This is a genomic window from Rhodanobacter hydrolyticus (assembly GCF_044904645.1).
Map to the genome: position 1 here is coordinate 453,358 of NZ_JADIKK010000007.1, position 18,424 is coordinate 471,781.

11 protein-coding genes are annotated in these 18,424 nt (G+C 64.8%); 3 read left to right on the forward strand and 8 right to left on the reverse strand.

The window, feature by feature from the left end; genetic code table 11:
* The first annotated feature begins 64 nt into the window (after positions 1-64).
* Entirely contained in the window at positions 65-2,452 is a 2,388-nt protein-coding gene (locus ISP25_RS02100; RefSeq protein ID WP_404611972.1) for a 3-hydroxyacyl-CoA dehydrogenase/enoyl-CoA hydratase family protein, read from the forward strand.
* Positions 2,453-2,607: 155 nt separating this feature from the next.
* Positions 2,608-3,813 carry an acetyl-CoA C-acyltransferase gene (locus ISP25_RS02105; RefSeq protein WP_404611974.1) on the forward strand — a complete coding sequence of 402 codons (1,206 nt, stop codon included), beginning with the start codon at positions 2,608-2,610 and terminating at the stop codon, positions 3,811-3,813.
* A 123-nt stretch (positions 3,814-3,936) separates the two neighbouring features.
* On the opposite strand, the gene ISP25_RS02110 is transcribed toward ISP25_RS02105, so the two are convergent.
* The 3 genes from ISP25_RS02110 to ISP25_RS02120 all read right to left on the reverse strand — a co-directional run bounded on the left by ISP25_RS02110 (position 3,937) and on the right by ISP25_RS02120 (position 6,518).
* On the reverse strand, positions 3,937-5,040 hold the full coding sequence (locus tag ISP25_RS02110; protein ID WP_404611976.1) for a hypothetical protein: 1,104 nt from the start codon (positions 5,038-5,040) through the stop codon (positions 3,937-3,939).
* Positions 5,041-5,185: 145 nt separating this feature from the next.
* Positions 5,186-5,449: a DksA/TraR family C4-type zinc finger protein gene (locus tag ISP25_RS02115; protein ID WP_404611978.1), complete on the reverse strand. Its 264-nt coding sequence runs from the start codon at positions 5,447-5,449 to the stop codon at positions 5,186-5,188.
* 169 nt (positions 5,450-5,618) lie between these two features.
* Positions 5,619-6,518: a sulfotransferase family protein gene (locus ISP25_RS02120; RefSeq protein WP_404611980.1), complete on the reverse strand. Its 900-nt coding sequence runs from the start codon at positions 6,516-6,518 to the stop codon at positions 5,619-5,621.
* A gap of 184 nt (positions 6,519-6,702) precedes the next feature.
* Between ISP25_RS02120 and ISP25_RS02125 the strand changes: the two genes are divergently transcribed.
* Positions 6,703-7,623, forward strand: a complete 921-nt coding sequence (locus ISP25_RS02125; RefSeq protein ID WP_192157247.1) for an MBL fold metallo-hydrolase — start codon at positions 6,703-6,705, stop codon at positions 7,621-7,623.
* Between the two features lie 34 nt (positions 7,624-7,657).
* Here ISP25_RS02125 and ISP25_RS02130 read toward each other — a convergent pair whose 3' ends face one another.
* From ISP25_RS02130 to ISP25_RS02150, 5 genes are read right to left on the reverse strand one after another with little or no spacing between them, the layout of a single operon-like run.
* Positions 7,658-8,086, reverse strand: coding sequence for a GNAT family N-acetyltransferase (locus ISP25_RS02130; protein ID WP_404611982.1), 429 nt, complete (start codon positions 8,084-8,086; stop codon positions 7,658-7,660).
* A gap of 1 nt (position 8,087) precedes the next feature.
* Positions 8,088-8,429: a tRNA-binding protein gene (locus ISP25_RS02135; RefSeq protein ID WP_404611984.1), complete on the reverse strand. Its 342-nt coding sequence runs from the start codon at positions 8,427-8,429 to the stop codon at positions 8,088-8,090.
* Positions 8,426-9,724 carry an NAD(P)/FAD-dependent oxidoreductase gene (locus ISP25_RS02140; RefSeq protein ID WP_404611986.1) on the reverse strand — a complete coding sequence of 433 codons (1,299 nt, stop codon included), beginning with the start codon at positions 9,722-9,724 and terminating at the stop codon, positions 8,426-8,428. Before ISP25_RS02140 ends, ISP25_RS02135 begins: the two co-directional genes overlap by 4 nt.
* Positions 9,725-9,784: 60 nt before the next feature.
* A complete protein-coding gene (pbpC, locus tag ISP25_RS02145) occupies positions 9,785-12,202 on the reverse strand; it encodes a penicillin-binding protein 1C (protein ID WP_404611988.1) in 2,418 nt (805 codons plus the stop codon).
* A gap of 49 nt (positions 12,203-12,251) precedes the next feature.
* Entirely contained in the window at positions 12,252-18,323 is a 6,072-nt protein-coding gene (locus ISP25_RS02150; protein WP_404611990.1) for an alpha-2-macroglobulin, read from the reverse strand.
* Positions 18,324-18,424: the final 101 nt, after the last annotated feature.

Below are 18,424 nucleotides of genomic sequence, written 5' to 3' on the forward strand. Positions count from 1 at the left end.
CCACGACCGCGCCACCGCTTCGATCAACTTCGTTTCGCATGCTGTCCTTCATCCGGAGACTTCCATGACCGCTTCATCCACCACCACCCCGACGCTGCGCATCCGCAAGGCGGCCGTGCTCGGCGCCGGCGTCATGGGTGCGCAGATCGCCGCGCATCTGACCAACGCTGGCGTCGAAACCGTGCTTTTCGACCTTGCCGCGAAGGAAGGCCCCAAGAGCGGCATCGCGCTGAAGGCCATCGAACACCTGAAGAAGCTCTCCCCCGCCCCACTGGCCGACGCCAACCTCGCCACCGCCATCATCCCTGCCAACTACGACCAGCATCTCGCCCTCCTGGAAGGCTGCGACCTGATCGTGGAAGCCATCGCCGAGCGGATGGACTGGAAGCTGGATCTCTACAAAAAGATCGCCCCACACGTCTCGCCCACCGCGGTGCTGGCGTCAAACACCTCGGGCCTGTCAATCAACGGTCTCGCCGAGGCACTGCCGGAGGAGATACGCCACTGTTTCTGCGGCGTGCATTTCTTCAACCCGCCGCGCTACATGCACCTGGTCGAAGTGATCCCGACCCGCCTCACCGACCCGAAGGTGGTCGAAGGCCTCGAGGCCTTCCTGGTCACTACCGTGGGCAAGGGCGTGGTGATCGCCCGCGACACGCCCAACTTCATCGGCAACCGCATCGGCGTGTTCTCGATGCTGGCCACCATGCACCATACCGAACAGTTCGGCCTGGGCTTCGACGTGGTGGACGCGCTCACCGGCCCCGCCGTGGGCCGCCCGAAGAGCGCCACCTACCGAACCGCCGACGTGGTGGGCCTGGACACCATGGCGCATGTCATCAAGACCATGGCCGACACCCTGCCCGACGACCCGTGGCATGCCTACTTCAAGGCGCCCGCATGGCTCTCCGCGCTGATCGAAAAGGGTGCGCTGGGCCAGAAGAACGGCGCCGGCTTCTACCGCAAGGCCGGCAAGGACATCGTGGTGCTCGACGTCGCCAAACAGGATTACCGCGCCTCCGAGCAGAAGGCTTCGGACGAAGTCACCGCCATCCTGGCGATCAAGAACCCCGCCGAGAAATTCGCCAAGCTGCGCGCCTCGCAGGACAAGCAGGCGCAGTTCCTGTGGGCCACCTTCCGCGACCTGTTCCACTACACCGCCTACCATCTCGCCAACATTGCCGACACCGCGCGCGACGTGGACTTCGCCATTCGCTGGGGCTACGGCTGGAAGCTTGGCCCGTTCGAGACCTGGCAGGCCGCCGGCTGGCAGCAGGTGGCGCAGTGGGTGCAGGAAGACATTGCCGCCGGCAAGGCCATGAGCAGCGCGCCTCTGCCCGCATGGGTGCTGGACGGCCGCGACGGCGTGCACGGCAAGGACGGCTCCTGGTCGGCTGCCAACGGCAAGTACAAGCCGCGTTCCGCGCACCCGATCTACCAGCGCCAGCTGTTCCCCGATCCCATCCTCGGCGAGAAGCTCGACCAGGGCAGCACGGTGTGGGAGAACGACGGCGTGCGCCTGTGGACGCTGGGCGACGACGGCGTCGGCATCATCTCGTTCAAGACCAAGATGCACACGGTCAACGACCAGGTGCTCGACGGCATCCAGCACGCCATCGGCGTCGCCGAGGAAAAGCTCAGGGCCGTGGTGATCTGGCAGAACGGCGAGCCGTTCTCCGCCGGCGCGGACCTGAAGGGTGCACTGTGCCTGCTGCAGGCGGGCAAGTTCGACGACTTCGAGCAGATGGTCGCCAACTTTCAGCGCACCAGCATGCGCATCAAGCATGCGCTGGTGCCGGTGGTCTCCGCCGTGCGCGGGCTCGCACTGGGCGGCGGCTGCGAGTTCCAGATGCACTCCGCGCGCACTGTGGCCGCGCTGGAAAGCTACATCGGCCTGGTCGAGGCCGGCGTGGGCCTGCTGCCTGCCGGCGGCGGCCTGCATGAGCTGGCCGTACGCGCGGCCAAGGCCAATCCGGCCGATCCGTTCGAGTCGCTGAAGAAGGTGTTCGAAACCGTGGCGATGGCCAAGGTCTCGCCCAGTGCCATCGAGGCGAAGAACATGGGCCTGCTGCGCGACAGCGACGTCATCGTGTTCAACGCCTACGAACTGCTCTACGTGGCGAAGAGGATCGCACTGTCCCTGGCCGAATCCGGTTACCGACCGCCGCTGTATCAGCGTTCCGTACCGGTCGCCGGCGACGTGGGCACCGCCACCTTCAAGGCCTCGCTGGCCAACCTGCAGGCCGGCTACTTCGCCTCCGAGCACGACATCGCCATCGCTACCCGCATCGCCGACTGCCTGTGCGGCGGCAACGTGGAGCGCGGTTCGCTGGTGGACGAGGAGTGGCTGCTGGAACTGGAGCGCAAGCACTTCGTGGAGTTGGCCAAGACCGAGAAGACCCAGGCCCGCATCGCGCACACCATGACCACCGGCAAGCCGCTCAGGAACTGACCGGACTTCACAAGCACGTCATCCCGGCGCAGGCCGGGATCCAGTGGCGGAAACCGATCGCTGTCGAAACTGGATTCCGGCCTACGCCGGAATGACGAACAAAACAAACCAAGGCGCGTCGCCGCACCTCTGCGCGACGCCACGGAGCAAGAACCATGAGCAAGCAAGTGCAAGACGCCTACATCGTCGCCGCTACCCGTACCCCGGTCGGCAAGGCGCCGCGCGGCGTATTCCGCAATACCCGCCCCGACGACATGCTGGCCCACGTCATCAAGGCTGTGATGGCACAGGCGCCAGGCATCGATCCACACCGCATCGGCGACGCCATCATCGGCTGCGCCATGCCGGAAGCCGAGCAAGGCATGAACGTGGCACGCATCGGCGTGCTGCTGGCCGGCCTGCCCGACACCGTGCCCGGCGTCACCATCAACCGCTTCTGCTCATCAGGCCTGCAGGCCGTGGCGATGGCCGCCGACCGCATCCGCCTCGGCGAAGACGACCTGATGCTCGCCGGCGGCACCGAGAGCATGAGCATGGTGCCGATGATGGGCCACAAGATCGCGATGAACCCCGCGATCTTCAGCAACGAGCACATCGGCATCGCCTACGGCATGGGCATCACCGCCGAGAACGTGGCCAAGCAGTGGAAGGTCAGTCGCGAGGCGCAGGACGCCTTCGCCGTGGAAAGCCACCGCCGCGCGCTGGCCGCGCAGGCAGCCGGCGAGTTCAACGACGAGATCAGTCCCTTCCAACTCGACGACCGCTACCCCGACCTCGCCACCCGCGGCATCGCCACCGACAGCCGTACCATCGCCGCCGACGAAGGCCCGCGTGCCGGGACCACGGCCGAGGTGCTGGGCAAGCTCAAGACCGTGTTCCGCAACGGCCAGTTCGGAGGCACCGTCACCGCGGGCAATTCCTCGCAGATGTCCGATGGCGCCGGCGCCGTGCTGCTGGCCAGTGAGAGGGCGATCAAGGAATACAACCTGCAGCCGCTGGCCCGCTTCGTGGGCTTCTCCGTGGCCGGCGTCAAGCCCGAGATCATGGGCATCGGCCCCAAGGAAGCGATCCCGAAGGCGCTCAAGCAGACCGGCATCACGCAGGACCAGCTCGACTGGATCGAACTCAACGAAGCCTTCGCCGCGCAGGCCCTGGCCGTGATGGGCGACCTCAAGCTCGACCCCGCCAAGGTCAATCCGCTGGGCGGCGCCATCGCTCTGGGCCACCCGCTCGGCGCCACCGGCGCGGTACGCATCGCCACCCTTCTGCACGGCCTGCGCCGCCGCAAGCAGAAGTACGGCATGGTGACCATGTGCATCGGCACCGGCATGGGCGCGGCAGGCATCTTCGAAGCGGTTTGACGGGTGCCATTGAGCTTGGCGATCTTCGTCAGGCTGCAAAAGTCAAAGAAGGCCACGCTTGGCTGCACTCTTCGAAAGCGAAAACGGCGCCCATCATCGGGCGCCGTTTTCGTGTCGGGAAGATCAGTTCCGCAGCTTATCCACCATCCGTTTCCAGAACGAAGGTTTGGTCTGCAGCGACTGACTATCGGAGGGCTTCGGGGGTATATATCCAGGCTGCATGGCCTGGCAATCCGACAAGAAGGGTTGTGTGAGTTTTTGGACTTGTGCCGGGGCAACCCAGAAACCCACGCGAATCGGACTACCGGTGATCTCGAACCATATGCCCAGTGACATCGCCTGTAACACCGGCGTGAGCTGGGTGAACGGCATCTGGCGCGAGAACACCAATGCGTCGCCATCCGCATGGGGGCGGTCACCCTGATGCTGTTGCCACGCCTGGTCGCCCACCTGGAAGTAGGCATACATGGCGCGCGCAGCCAGCAGCTCCGTGCGCTCGGAACCCACGACGTAGCGGGCAGTCAGCGTGACCTGCCCGGGCGAGCATTGCAGCGTCACCTGATTCTGCCTGCCGTGCACCATCTGTGACAGCAGCAACGAGGGCGGCGCGCCCGGTGCATTTTGATAGGACGCCTCCAACGGCAAGCGACCGTTGTTGGCCACCTGTGTGGCAACCAGCTTTTCCGTGTTCCACCATGCAACGCCATTCACCACCAGACCGGCCACCTGTGCGAAATCGGCCGGACGCACGCCCATCGACTCTACATAGCTGTCCGTGTCCGCCGCTTGCGAAGAAGGATCGGTGGCGCGGTTCGCCTGCAGGTTGTCGTGCAGACCAATGCGGTCGGAGCCACTGGGCGACCAACGGTACACGCCGCCCAGGTAGGCATAGGCGCAGGCGTCAAGACAGGTTGCCGGAAGCGCTGGCGAATTGCCGGTATGCCAGGTTCCCAAATGCGTGTTGAAGCGCGAAGTGCGGAACAGCTTGCCTAGCTCCATGCCAGCCGCGATGTCGCCTGCAGACGAATCCAGATACACGTCCGAGCCAGGCATCAGCTTCCCCGCGTCCAGCAGTTGCCGCACCTGCGCCACGGCCGCGTCGTTGATGGTACCGGCGAGATAGGCTTGCGGCGCCTTGGCCACGCGCAGCGTCATGCTGTCGTTGCGCACATGTACGTTGAGCGGACCTGCCGCCGTCGGCGGAGATTTCGCGAAAAGCGGAAGCATCAACAGGCTTCCGGCCGCGATCAACAGAAATCTCGTGCCATGTTTAGCAATGGAATCGGGCAAGTGGCTCGCCTCGTCTGGAACAAAGAGGCGAAGTGTCGCCCAATCGCGCTTGGCCTTGCATGAATGCAGACCACGCAGGTGTTCAGCGCAACTGACTGTCCTTGCTGCCGCGGCGGTTGTAGAGATTGGCAGCATGCTCTGCGTCGTGGGCCTGCTGGCAGCTCACACACAAGCGCACGCCGGCTATTGCAGTACGTCGTGCCGCTGGAATCGACGCGCCGCATTCCTCGCAATGGCTGAGACTGGGACCGCGCTTCAATTGATTGCGGGCACGCTGCACCGCATCGGCGACTGTGGCGTCGATCTGATCCTGTACGGCGCCATCGCCGGCCCATCCGGTCGCCATGGGAACCTCCGCGAGTTATGGCTGATTACACGATATGCGGGTGCCGCGCTCGGATTTCCAGCCGTTTCGGGGTCGCCGCCAAACGACGGATGATGCACCCGCTCGCCTCTTTGTCGTGTGAATCACTCACGCTGGAACTTGCGGAATAGCCGCGAACCGCGTGATTACGTCAACTGAACAGATAGCTGACGCCGCACTCCGCTTGCTGCTCGCTTCCGGCACAGCTGTGCCGGAGCTCCTCGTAGGGTACCAATTGCTGTTGCAGCCATTCGCGCATCTGCGGCCCGAACAGGCCCTCGGCCTTGCGCTTGGCCTTGCCAGGCAGGCCACTCACCGCGTCGTGCTTCCACGGTTCGTTGCGCAGGTCGGCAATGGGCTGGTTGCAGCTGGCGCCAAGCTTGGCTCTGGCGTCGATGTGCAGGAAGGCGCACAGGCGCCGCCACTCGTGGTGCATGTCGCGGGTAAGGTCGTCCAGGAAAACGAAATGGTGGTGCGGCTGCTGCGCGTGCCTGGCATGGATCTGCGCGGCACGGTTCCAGCGACGCGACCAGGGCACGAGGCCAATGCCCATGGTGTTGAAACCTGCGTAACGCAGGCTCGCATCCGTAATCGAAGCCAGTACGTCCTCGCCAGGGCGGATCACGTGCACGAAACGCGCGTCCGGCACGTGTCGCTCGATCTCCGGAATGTAAAGCAAGTGGCTCGGCGTTTTTTCAACCCAGGCCGTACGTCCCTCGGCCTGCGCCCGTGCATCGAGCGATCTTATAAAACCGCGCACGCAACTGCCGGTGCGCAACGGCCACTCCGGGAGAGCGAACATGTCTGGATCGATGTCGCGCAAGGGTTGCAACGCCCCGCGCGCCTGCTTGCGTGCGAAGCCGAGGTGCTGTCGCAGGCGGCGTCGCTGCGGCTTGGCATCAAGATCGCCCCAACGCCACGCCAGATCACCATACAGGTGCTCGAAAAACGCTGTTTCCGGCATGGTCAGAATCGTCGGATGCCGCGCCAACATCGCCTGCACGAGTGTAGTGCCGGAGCGAGGGCAGCCGACGATGAAAATGCGCTGCATGGTGATGCATACCTCTTTTAACGGCCGTACACAAACCTGACTGTACGCCAACGAGCAAGATCGTACGCGGTTGAATGCGTCATGTCACTTTACAAAACGCAACAGGTAATGCTCCTGGCAAAGTGCCGAGGGGCTCGATCCGCGTGTTTGCTAGGCTGCAGCCTTCACAGCGACGGAGCCTGCCATGACGCAAGGCATCCACACCATCGATACCGGCTTTGTGCGACCGCGCTTCGACGCGGCTTATCTCATCGTGGAAAACGGGCGTGGCGCATTCGTCGATTGCGGCACCAATCATGCAGTGCCGCGCATGCTGGCTGCTCTGGAGGACGCCGGTCTCCGACCAGAGGATGTGGACTGGCTGATCCTTACCCACGTACATCTGGATCATGCGGGCGGCGCTGGCGAACTGATGGCATGCCTGCCGAACGCAAAACTGGTGGTGCATCCGCGCGGTGCGCGGCACATGGTCGATCCATCCCAACTATGGGCCGGAGCCAGTGCGGTATACGGCGAACAGGTGATGGAATCGACCTACGGCCGGCTGCGCCCCGTGCCCGTCGAACGGGTGGTCGAAGCACCGGACGGTCACAGCGTCGATCTCGCCGGCCGGAGCCTGCACTGCCTCGACACACCAGGCCACGCCAAGCACCACCTTGCAGTGCATGACGCACGCACCAACGCCTGCTTTACCGGCGACGTGTTCGGCCTTTCCTACCGTGAGTTCGACACGGCGAACGGTCCCTTCGTGCTTCCCACCACCTCGCCGGTGCAATTCGATCCCGAAGCACTGCACGCTTCCTTGCGCCGCCTGGTTGCTTTGAACCCATCGGCGGTATACCTCACCCATTACGGCCGCGTCGAAGAAGTTGGCCGTCTGGCCGGCGACCTGCATGCACAGATCGATGCCATGGTGGCAATTGCGCGTGCCGCACATGGCAAACCAAACCGGCACGCGAGTTTGGTCGAGGCGCTCACTGCACTGTATGCGGCGCGCGCCATCGCGCATGGCTGGACCGAAGGGCGCGATGCGCTCGCTTCATTGCTGGCCATGGATATCGAATTGAACGCGCAGGGTCTGGAAGTTTGGCTGGATCGCGCTTGACGACACACCACGCCTGAAAGCCGCGAGCCTTACTTCAGTACCTTGCGATATACGTGCTGCGTCTTGACCCGCGCATACCCGAGATTTTCGTAAAACGGGTGCGAACGCTCGCGCGCCACGTTGGAACGCACGCCGATCGACTCGAAGCCCTGCGCGTGTGCCCATGCTCGCCATCGGCAACCAGTGCGCGCCCGATGCCCGTGCCGCGCGCCGCCGCATCCACCACCAACCCGACGATCTCGATACGTTCGCCCGATTCCAGCGTGAGACGGCGCTCGATCGCGATCCAGCCGAGCAGCCCACCATTCCCGTCTTGCGCCACGGTCACGTGGTGTTGCGGCAACGGCAGGATCGCGCGCAATCGATCTTCCATAGCGGCCACGCCCAGCGGATAACCCAATTCGCCGGCCAACCGCGCGATTTCCATAGCGTCATCGACGCGCGCGGTGCGCAGCGCGGCCATCTCAGGCCAGCCGCGTGCCGTTCGGTACCGGGCGTTCGATGGCGGTGAGCACCACGCCATCCGAGGTTGGGAATCCGGTCAGCAGGAACTGCGAACGGAACGGGCCGATCTGTTTCTCAGGGAAGTTGATGATGCCAACGATCTGCCGACCGATCAGGTCCTCGGACTTGTACAACGCCACGATCTGCGCACTGGTCTTCCTTTCGCCGTAGGGCCCGAAATCGGCCCACACTTTCCATGCGGGTTTGCGTGCCTCCGGGAACACCTCGACCTTAGTGACCGTGCCCGCCACGATCAGCACTTTCTCGAAATCCGCCCAGGTTATTTCCGTGGTCTCGCTCATCCTTCCAATCTCGTCTTTAATCCGTCGCGTGCCTGCTGCCACCAATAGTTGAGTTGTGCAGCAAGCAAGCCGAAGGGCTTGTGGGTACTGGCCAAACCGTAGTCGGCAAACTGACGCCAGCCATCGTCGCCCTCGGCGATGGCGGCGGCCAGCAATTCACCGAGCGCGCAAGTGGGCGCCAGGCCGTGGCCGCCGAAAGCTTGCGCCCACCATAACCCCGCATCGTCGCCTTCGCCACGGCCGAGTTGCGGCATCTGGTGGCGCGCATAGCTCATCAGACCCGACCACGCGTATTCGATCTTCGCGCCTTTGAGTTGCGGGAACACCTGCGCCAGGTCGTGCCGGAGAAGGCGCTGCACCGCTTGCGGCGACCGGTTGCGGATGGAGATGCGGCCGCCCCACAGCAAGCGCTTGTCGGGCAGCGGCCGGTAGTAGTCGAAGGCAAAACGGCTGTCGTACACCGCCGCGCGCGTGGCGAGGCATTCGTCGAGCCGTTCACCCAGCGGCTCGGTAGCCATCACATAAGTGGCGATGGGCAGCACGGCGCGGTCGATGGGCTTGTACAAGTCGGCGAGGTAGCCGCCGCAGGCGAGCACCACCTGCTCGGCAAGCAGCTCGCCCTGCGCCGTGCCAAGCAGCCAACGCGAACCTTCGCGCTTGAGTCGCCGCACTTCGCTCTGCTCGTGCACGCGCACACCCTGCCCAGCAGCGGCCGCGGCAAGACCGATGGCGTAGTTGAGCGGGTGCAGGTGCAATGCATTGTGCTCGTACAGGCCGTCGCTGTAGCGGGGACTGCGGACGCGTTCGCGCAGTTGCTCCTGCGGCAGCCAGTCCCAACCTACGCCATAGTGCTCGGACAGCAACTGTTGCCGACGGCGCAGCACCTCGGGATCGCGGAACCAGTTGGCCCAGATCACGCCTTCGTCGACCGCATCGCAGGCAATGGCGTACCGCGCAATGCGTGCGCGAATCCGTTCGACGGCCGCCGTCGTGAGGCCGAACAGCGCACGTGCACGCGTTTCGCCAAGCTGATCAAGCAACGCCTGTTCGCCCAGCGAATACCCGGCGAACACGAAGCCGCCGTTGCGTCCCGATGCTCCGAAGCCGACGCGTTCGCGCTCCAGCAACACCACGTCGCGCACGCCGCGTTCGGCCAGGCCCAGCGCGGTGTTGAGTCCGGCGTAGCCGCCGCCGACAACGGCGACACGTGCTTCCTGTCGCCCTTGCAGCGGCGCATACGCTTCGTATGGCGATGCCGTGGCTGCGTAGTACGACGAAACCGATGGTTGCTTCATGCGCGAGCGCCCCTGTGCGACGGCAAGGCGAGCGAGCATAGCCTATTCATTGCGCCAGCCTCATTGAACCAGGCTCACCTGCAGCGGCCGTTCATCGCTGCGCCCGTGGTCGTCCACCACGCGCACGCGGTAATCGCCTGCGTTGTGCGCTTGCCAGAACAGGCTGCTGCCGGGCCTGCCCTGCCCTACGTAGGCATCGTCCACGAACCAGTACAGTGCGTGCACGTCGGCATCAGCGTTAGCCGTGAACGCAATCGCCGTCCTGTCCCGCTGCCCGAGACGCATCGCATAGGTGCTGGCGCGCAGCGGCGAGGTGATCTGCGGCGGCGAGCCGATCGGGCGTCCTGCATCGACGCAAGCCGGATTCTGCGGCGGCTTTCGCCGCGGGATGCCGGCCTGCGCGAACACCTGCGCAAGATCGGACGGCCAGAACTCGAACACTTCCACGTGGGTGTGCTTGTCTGCGTACGGCGGGCAAGCGGGCAAGCCGGTCGCATCGTCGATCACCAGCGGACGGTGGATGGTGTCCACGCGGATCGGCGACTTGCCGGGAATGAACCACGTCCAGCCGCGCTGCGGACACCATTGGCTGGGCAGGTCACCGCTGGCGAGGCAGATTTCCACGCGCTTGAGATTGGCCGGCATGTGCCGCGACGGTTCCTGCATATGCGGGCGTTCCGCCCGCAGCGCATCGACCACCTGGAAGAACAGCGGCGCAGCGGCGTCCACGCCGACGAAGGCGGGGTTCGCCGAGCCATCGAAATTGCCCACCCACACCACCAGCACGTAGGGACCGAAGCTGCCCGCCGTCCACGCATCGTGGAAGGCCCACGAGGTACCGGTTTTCCAGTACACCGGCAGGCGCGTGTTCTCTGCACCGAAGGCCGCATCGGGACGCGGGTTCTGCCGCAGCATGTCCATCACCATGAGGCTGGATGCATCGCTCAGCAAGCGCGTGCCGCCCACCTGCGGGTCGCTCTCGCGCAGGCGCAACGGCTGCAGCACGCCGCGGTTGGCAAGCATCGCGTAGAGGTCGCCCAGTTCCTGCATGGTCACCTCGCCGCCGCCCAGCACAAGGGCAAGACCGTAGTGCTGTTCGCTGGCGAGGCGGCTGATGCCGGCTTCCCGCAGGAAATCGTAGAGGCTTGGCTGGTGCAGCTGCGAGGCCACCCACACGGCGGGGATGTTGCGGCTGCGGATCAACGCCTGAGTGGCGGTGATCGGTCCGAGGAAATGCCCGTCGAAATTTTCCGGCGTATAGGGACCGAACGAACTGGGTACGTCGCGCAGCACCGTCTGTGGATGCAGCACACCCTGATCGAAACCCAATGCGTAGATGAAGGGCTTGAGTGCGGAGCCTGGCGAGCGCTTCGCGTTCGTGCCGTTGTTCTGCCCTTCGATGCCGGCGTCGAAATAATTGGCCGAGCCCACCATCGCCTTGATGCCCATATCGCGGGTATCGATCAGCAGCGCAGCCGCATTGCGGATGCCGCGCGGGGCATTGCGCTGCACATAGTTGGACAGTTGCTGTTCTAGGCTGTGCTGCAGATCGAGATCGATGGTTGTGACTACGCGCGGCGGCAGGCGCTCGCCGCTCACGCGTTGCGCGGCGATCAACTGGTCCACGGCATGCGGCGCCTCGAATGGCAACCTGGCCAGGGGGTGCAGTGTGAGCGGCAGGTCGAACAGCGGCTTGAACGAGGCATCGCGCGGATGCTCTTGCAGCCAACGCGCATAGAGATCGTTGCGTGCCCGCGCCAAGGCGGGATTGATGAGCACGCCGCCCTTCTGCAGCGGACGCGAAGGCTCCTGCGGAATCACCGCCAGCGTCAGCGCTTCCGGCAGGGTGAGGTCGCTGGGTGGCTTGCCGAAATACACGAGGCTGGCCGCGCCCACGCCTTGCACGTTGCTGCCGTAGGGCGCGTCGTTGAGATAAGCCTCGAGGATCTCGCGCTTGGAATGGAACAACTCGAGCTGCAACGCATGCGCGATCTGGCGCAATTTTCCCGACGGCGTACGCGTATCCAGACCCCAAAGCAGGCGCGCAAGCTGCATGGTGATGGTAGAGCCGCCTTGCGGATGGCGATGCCGCACATAGGTGACCCACCCGCCACGCAGCAGGCCCCATGCGTTGAAGCCCGGATGCCACCAGTACCAGCGATCCTCGTGCAGCAGTACACCTTCTACGAGTTGTGGCGAGACCTGCTTCAACGGCACCCATTGGCGGTATTGCTCGTCGCTGGCAAGCGTTAATCGCAGCAGGTGGCCGCTGTCATCGTAGAACGCAGTGGAACTGGGCAGGCGCTCGCGCAATGGCTGGTGCGGCCATAGGCGGCAAGCCACGAGCACAGCCGCCAGCAGCGCAAAGCCGACCAACCCGTTCTGCCAGCGGATGAGCAGGCGCTTTAGCAAGCGTATGGCGAACACCCGCTCCTCGCCCCACTCGTCGCCTCGCTCCCCGGTGCCGCGGCCATCCATGGCAGCTCTCCGCGTGCCCCGGCAAGGAAGGGGTGTTCACGGTTGTGAATCACGGCTGTACCACGTCGAGCACGGCGCCTCCGGGAGCCTGTGCCTGGATGGCACGGTCGTACATCTGCTCGGCATAAGCCGGAGCGACCTGGAACTTGCCGGCGTTGGTGGCCTTGATGCGATAGACGAACTCACGTACGTCCGGCGTGGCCGTGCCGTAGATCACCACGCGATCCTCGCGAATGTCCGCGTACTCGGGCTGCCAGGTCGATGAGTCAAGACCGATGGGCGAACGCCACGCGGCAGGCTTGGGCGTGTCGCTGCCATCGCTGTTGCTGTTGTCGTCGCCACTGCCGTTGTCGCCGGCCGTATTGCTGTCCGCCTGTACCGCAGGTGGCGGCTGGATCACCGGATCGAACCCGCCCGGCAGCAGATCGACGATGGCCACGTTGCCCACGCCCTCGTCGCCGGTGGCGCGGATCTTGATGTGCACGTCGATTTCCTCGCCCACCGTGATCTTGTCCAGTGCCTTGCCGTCGGTGCCGGTGTACTCGCGCACGATCTCGATGCCGTTCTTGATCGCCTCCTTCGAGCTGCTGCGGTCATAGCCGCCCTGCGTGGCGATGCGCCATGCCGGCAGGCTGCCCTGGTTGGTGAAGCGCAGCGCCTTCGCCACACCGTCCCAACTACCGCCCAGCAACATGCCGCCTTGCACCTGGCCGATGGGCTTGGCGCTGCCGTCGGCCAGCACTTCGGCGATGCCCAGCTTGTCCAGGCCGGCGGCGGTGTCGTGCGCGTAGCTGTCCAGCGCCAGTACGGTCATCGCGGACGACAAGGTGTTGTAGTCGTTGTGCGCGAGCGGCCACGAGACGTTCTCGAACACGCGCGAGGGCAGCGACTTCGCCTCCTGCGGGAAGTGTTTGGCGATCAGGTAAAGCACGCTGGCATCGCGGGTCAGCGGGTCGTAGTAGTAGCCATAGTCGAAGTCCTCGGCGGCCTTGGCGCGGGTGAGCAGCTTGAGCGGCCCTGCCATCAGGCGATTCGCCTCGGCATCCTGCTTGAGCAGCTTGTACGAAGCAGCCAGCCATGCGGCGGCCAGGTCGTTCGTCCAATCCTTCGGATACTGGTCCTGCAGACGCTTCTGCACCGCGGCCAACTCATTGGTGGTGACGTTGCCCTGGCGGGTCAGCAGGTACACGGCGTAGGCACGCTCGCGCAGCTGGTCCAGCGTGTCCATGCTGTCGTTGGCGGCCAGTTGCCTGAGGTACTGGTTGCCGGCGTCGAGCATATCCTGCGGCACCGCCATGCCGCGTTCGCGCGCCTCGATCAGGAAGTTCATCGCGTAATCGGAGACGAACGGTTCGGCATCCGGCGTGGCCGACCAGAGGCCGAAACCGCCAGCACCGTTCTGCCGCGAGTGCAGCACGTCGAGGAAGTTCGCCAGTGCCTGGTCGTTGCTGATGGTCTTGTCGCCGAAGGCCGGCTGCAACGCGTGCGCGAACACTGGCACCACTGGCCACTTCGACACCACCAGCCGCGGCATCGCCGAACTCACGATCTGCTCGCTGCAGTAGTTCTGGTAGTTCACCAGATAGCTGGTGATGCCTTGCGCCAGCACGACTGGCAAGGAGGAGATCGCCGCATCACGCGAGGCGTAGGCGTCGTACAGCGGACGCAGCAGCTTCAGGTCGGCCTGGCTGCCCGATTCCACGCGGCCCACGTCGACCTGGGTGCGATAGGCCGATGCCGGCCGCACCGACACGTCAATGCCCTGCTGTGCCGACTTGCCTCCATAGCTGGCGGCGAAGCCCAGATGGCCGGAACCCAACTTGTCGGTTGCCCTGACGCGGAAGCGCAGCACGCCTTCGCGCATCGAGGCGAGGCTCACGTCCTGCGTGGCCGGCCCCAGCACCTGCAGCTGTGGACCGGTCTGCAGCGTTACTGCCACCGGTACCGCCTTCGTACCGATGTCCGTGAGGTTGTTGGCCACGCCCACGCTCACCTCGGCCTCGTCCCCTGGGGCCATCGTGGTCGGCACGTTGGGCGAAAGCACAAAGTCGCCGCGCACCGTGGTGGCGCCCTCCCACGTACCAATGCGGTCAGGCGACACCGCCACGGCCATCACACGCACGCGGCCATTGAAATAGTCGGGAACCGTGTAGCTGAAGTCCTTCTCGCCATCGACGTCGACGATGCCCGACCAGTAGGCCACCGGCTTGTCGCGCTTGCGCTTGAACGGGTTGAGCTGGCGGCTGATCGCCGCGTCGGCATCGCCACCGGCAGCGGCGGACAGCGCCATCAGCTTCTCGAACTCGGGCAGGATCAGGTCGAGGATCTGCGAGGTCTTCACCTCGAGCATCTTCTTTCGGAAAAAGTACTGCAGCGGATCGCCAAGTTTGTAACGTGCGACCTGCAGGATGCCCTCGTCCACCGCGAACAGCACCACCCTGGCCGGTTGCGCCGCATGCAGCTTGAAGGTCACGGTGTCGCCCGGTTTCACCAGCGCGGGCGTGTCCACCGTCAGTGCATCGCGCCGCGCGTCGAGGTTCACCGAGAACGGCTCCACGCCGTAGGACAGCGGACTCATGAAGACCTCGTCGGAGGACGGGTCGCGCACGAACTGCACGTTGACGTAGCCGTTGCCTTCGAAGTCCTTGGGCAAGGTGATGCTCTGCACCGAACTGGTGGTGTCGGCATGGAACCACGCGTGTGCGTAGACCTTGTCGCGCTCGATGGTGATCAGGCCACTGCCCGCGTACGGCGCGTGCACGGCGATATGGATGGTGTCGCCAGGCTTGTAGTCCTGCTTGTCCAGGCTTAGTTGCAGTTCGGCATTGCGATCCAACGAACGCGACAAATTGGCATTGCCAGCCACCGAATAGCTGACGCGGTTGACCTCCTTGCGGTCGTTGCCACGCAGGATCAGCAGCGCGTAGTCGCCGGGCTTGTCCGTGGCGAGCGCGTAATCCATGCCGCCCGCGGGAATCGCCAGCGGCTTCTCGTCCACCGGGATTTCCTTGAGCTTGGACTCGTACTTGTAGACGCCGGAGTCCTGCTTGGTGAGTATCGAGACGTAGCGTCGCTCGACCAATTGCGCCTTGAGACCGTCCAGCGCGATGGATTTCGCATCGGGGCCGATCGCCACCAGTCGCACCTTGCGCTCTGCATTGCGGCTCACGTAGTCCAGCGCGTCGTCGCTCTTGTAGCCCACCAGCCAGTCGTTGGAGGACACCAGGGTCTGCGTGGCGGCGGCCACGCTGCGGCCGCCGTCCGCTTCGTGCGCTTTGGCGAGGAAGTAGAGCTGGTAGGTGGCGTCGGCGTATTTCTTGAGGTCGAGGTCGAATTCGGCATGGCCCTTGTCGTCGGTCTTGCCGTCGGCAAGGTTCTCCTCATAACCCTCCTTGGCACGGCGGATGTCGTAGAAATGGTAGTCCGTCCAGCTGTGGAACGCCGGCCACGCCGGACGCAGCGTGAGCGAGGCTTCCACGCGGCGATCCGCGGCGGGCGTGCCGAACAGGTTCTGCGCATCGACCAGGCCCTTGAGCTGATCAGGCTTCACCCAACCCTCGGCGACCTGCTGAGAGAGCTTGGCGCTCACCTTCATGCGGTCGGGCAGGAATTCCTTCACCTGCACCGTGGTGCTGCCGATCTGCGTATCGGCCTTACCCCCGCGCACGATGTAGAGGTTCACCGCCCACGTGCCGGTGGGCGCGGTTTCCGCCGGCGTGTAGCTCAATTCGCCGAAGCCGCTGGAGTCCATCGCCAAGGGCTGCTGCTTCACCGTGACGCCGCGCGGGTCGACGATCTCGGCCTGCAGCGGAATACCCGCCACGTTGCGCGCCCATTCCGCAGCGCGCACGATCAGGCCGATGTGAAAGGTATCGCCGGGACGATAGATGCCGCGGTCGGAAAACAGATAACCGCTGAGCTGGCCGGCGTTTGCTGCATTTGCCTCGCCACCGATGTCGAAGCGCGAGAAGTCGAGCTGGCGGTCGGAGCTGCCTACCGGCAGGAAGGAAAGATCCTCGCCCTTGCTCACCACGTAGAGCGCGGGCTTCTTCTCGCGGTCCAACCCCTTGAGGCTGGGGAAATGCACCACGCCTTCGGCGCCGGTGGTCTGCGTGAAGAGCGTCTGCCCGTTTACCGCAAGCACCGACACGCTGGCGCCTGCCACCGGTTGGCCGTTGCCGATGGACTGCACGAACACATCCTGGCTCCCGTCCAGCGCCTGCTTCACCAACATGCCGAGGTCGGTGACCACGATGAGGCGGTTGTCGCTGGGCGAGGCATCATTGTTGCCATCGCCGTTGTCGCCGTCGTTGTTGTCACCTGCGTTGTCTGCAGCGTCGTCGGCTGCCGCTACCGTGGTTGCAGCAGCCGGCGCCGCCGCGGATCGACCGGGTGCAGGCGCCAGGCCCTGCTGCGCGAGCGCGCGTGCCTTCACCGCCTCGGCCGCGCGCTTGGCAGCGGCGGCCGGGTCGTAACTGGAAAGGTGCAGCCAGAACACGCCGCGACGTCCCGGCTTGAGGTATTGACCGAGGTCAACACCCTCGTAATGCGCCTGGCTCGGGCCGCCTTGCGGAAACGAACGCTTGATCTCGTAACGTTCGACGATGTGACCCTCGTCGAAGTCATAAGGCAACTGCGGATGGCTGTAGTCGCCCGAATTGAGGCTGACCAGATGCTGCAACTGGTCGGGCAGCACACGGCCGATCTCCACGCGCATGCCAGGCATGTTGCGCGAGACCACCGAGACGCGCTTGCTGCCACCCAGTGACAGCAGCGAACCGTCCGCCATGAAGCGCAGCAGCTTGGGATAATCCGGCACGGTGAACACGCGCGCCACCGGCCGGCCCAGCACGTAGCCGCCGAAGGACTTCACGTCCTTGCCGATGCGAACGTAGATGCGCTGGCCCGGCGTGGCCTGGTATTTGAAGCTCTGCAATTCCTGATAGTCGTTCTCGGTGGGCACCACGTCGAGCTTGAGCACCTGCGACTTGCGCAGCACGTCCTCGCCGACCTCGGATACATCCCACTCGTAAGGCTTGCCATCGTCGGAAGCCTGCTCACCTGGCTTGTTCGCCGGCAACACCCAGGCCTGGGTCACGTCAGCCACGTCGCTGCTGCGTACCGCGCCGCTGAAGTTGGCCACCATCACCTGTTCGGGTTCGTACTTGTCGTTGTTCACCAGCGTGGGTGAAATATCGTCCACCGTGAGGCTGTAGAGGCCGGGGATGCGCACACTGGCCTTGAGCGGATCCTTGGTGCCCATGCCGCCACGCGTGCTGCGCACGCCGCTGTCGATCGTGACCGCCACCGCGCCGTCGTCGTGCGGCAAGGCCAACGGCTGCGAGTGGATCCATGCATGCAGGCGGGTCTGGTCGTAGGTCACGGTGTACTTCAGCGTGTCGCCGCGCTTGCCATCCTTGTCGGCCAGAGCCAGCGCGATGCGCCGTTCGAATTGCGCGGCATCGATGGGATAGCTGAAGTCCACCGGCACGATCACCTGCTTGGCGGTGGCGTCCTGCGGGTCCTGGTAGAACTCGCCCCGTCCCAGCGTGGCGGTGAAGGGTGCAGTGTCGAACTCGAAGCCGTCATCCGCCATCAAGGCCTGCGGCGCGAAGGTCTTGCGCACGTCGAAGCGCACCTTGTAGTGCTGGCCGACCGGCCAGTCCGCCGCGGGCGTAAAGCGCAAGGTATGGTCGTCCACCCAAGTCCATTGGCCCTTGGTGTCCGGGCTCATGGCAATGCCCTCGGTCACCGGCTTGCCGACGCGCTCGATCGGCGCCGCCGATCCCGAGAACGCGAGCTCCAGCGGATGCACCACGACCGGTTGCTTGCCGTAGTCGGTGAGCGCCGGTGCCTGCACCGTCCAGGTGATCTGCTGCGGCTGCGGCGGACGCGGTCGGCTCTGGTACCAGCGCCAGCCGTACCAGCCACCGCCAGCCAACACGACTGCCGCCAGCAAGGTACCGGCCGAACGCAACGGGTTGCGGCGTACGACATGCATCCAGCCGGGTGCCGACCATTGCACGTTGCCGAGCAGCGGCCGCAAGATCCAGCCAAGGACATGCCCCGCCATGCGCAGCAGGCGCACTGGCAACAGGAGCAGGAAACGCAGCAGATCCATGATGCTTCCCTCGATTCATCCGTCGAATGACGCCGGCCCTTGCGGCCGGTGTCGGGGCTCCTGCCACAGGATCAGGCCCCGCACAGCATGCGAGGCCTGAT

What these genes read in the sequence shown, in the direction of transcription:
- ISP25_RS02110 (WP_404611976.1), bottom strand. Translation starts at nt 5,040, where the DNA reads ATGCTTCCGCTTTTCGCGAAATCTCCGCCGACGGCGGCAGGTCCGCTC.
- ISP25_RS02135 (WP_404611984.1), bottom strand. Translation starts at nt 8,429, where the DNA reads ATGAGCGAGACCACGGAAATAACCTGGGCGGATTTCGAGAAAGTGCTG.
- ISP25_RS02125 (WP_192157247.1), top strand. Translation starts at nt 6,703, where the DNA reads ATGACGCAAGGCATCCACACCATCGATACCGGCTTTGTGCGACCGCGC.
- ISP25_RS02140 (WP_404611986.1), bottom strand. Translation starts at nt 9,724, where the DNA reads ATGAAGCAACCATCGGTTTCGTCGTACTACGCAGCCACGGCATCGCCA.
- ISP25_RS02115 (WP_404611978.1), bottom strand. Translation starts at nt 5,449, where the DNA reads ATGGCGACCGGATGGGCCGGCGATGGCGCCGTACAGGATCAGATCGAC.
- ISP25_RS02130 (WP_404611982.1), bottom strand. Translation starts at nt 8,086, where the DNA reads ATGGCCGCGCTGCGCACCGCGCGCGTCGATGACGCTATGGAAATCGCG.
- ISP25_RS02120 (WP_404611980.1), bottom strand. Translation starts at nt 6,518, where the DNA reads ATGCAGCGCATTTTCATCGTCGGCTGCCCTCGCTCCGGCACTACACTC.
- pbpC (WP_404611988.1), bottom strand. Translation starts at nt 12,202, where the DNA reads ATGGATGGCCGCGGCACCGGGGAGCGAGGCGACGAGTGGGGCGAGGAG.
- ISP25_RS02105 (WP_404611974.1), top strand. Translation starts at nt 2,608, where the DNA reads ATGAGCAAGCAAGTGCAAGACGCCTACATCGTCGCCGCTACCCGTACC.
- ISP25_RS02150 (WP_404611990.1), bottom strand. Translation starts at nt 18,323, where the DNA reads ATGGATCTGCTGCGTTTCCTGCTCCTGTTGCCAGTGCGCCTGCTGCGC.
- ISP25_RS02100 (WP_404611972.1), top strand. Translation starts at nt 65, where the DNA reads ATGACCGCTTCATCCACCACCACCCCGACGCTGCGCATCCGCAAGGCG.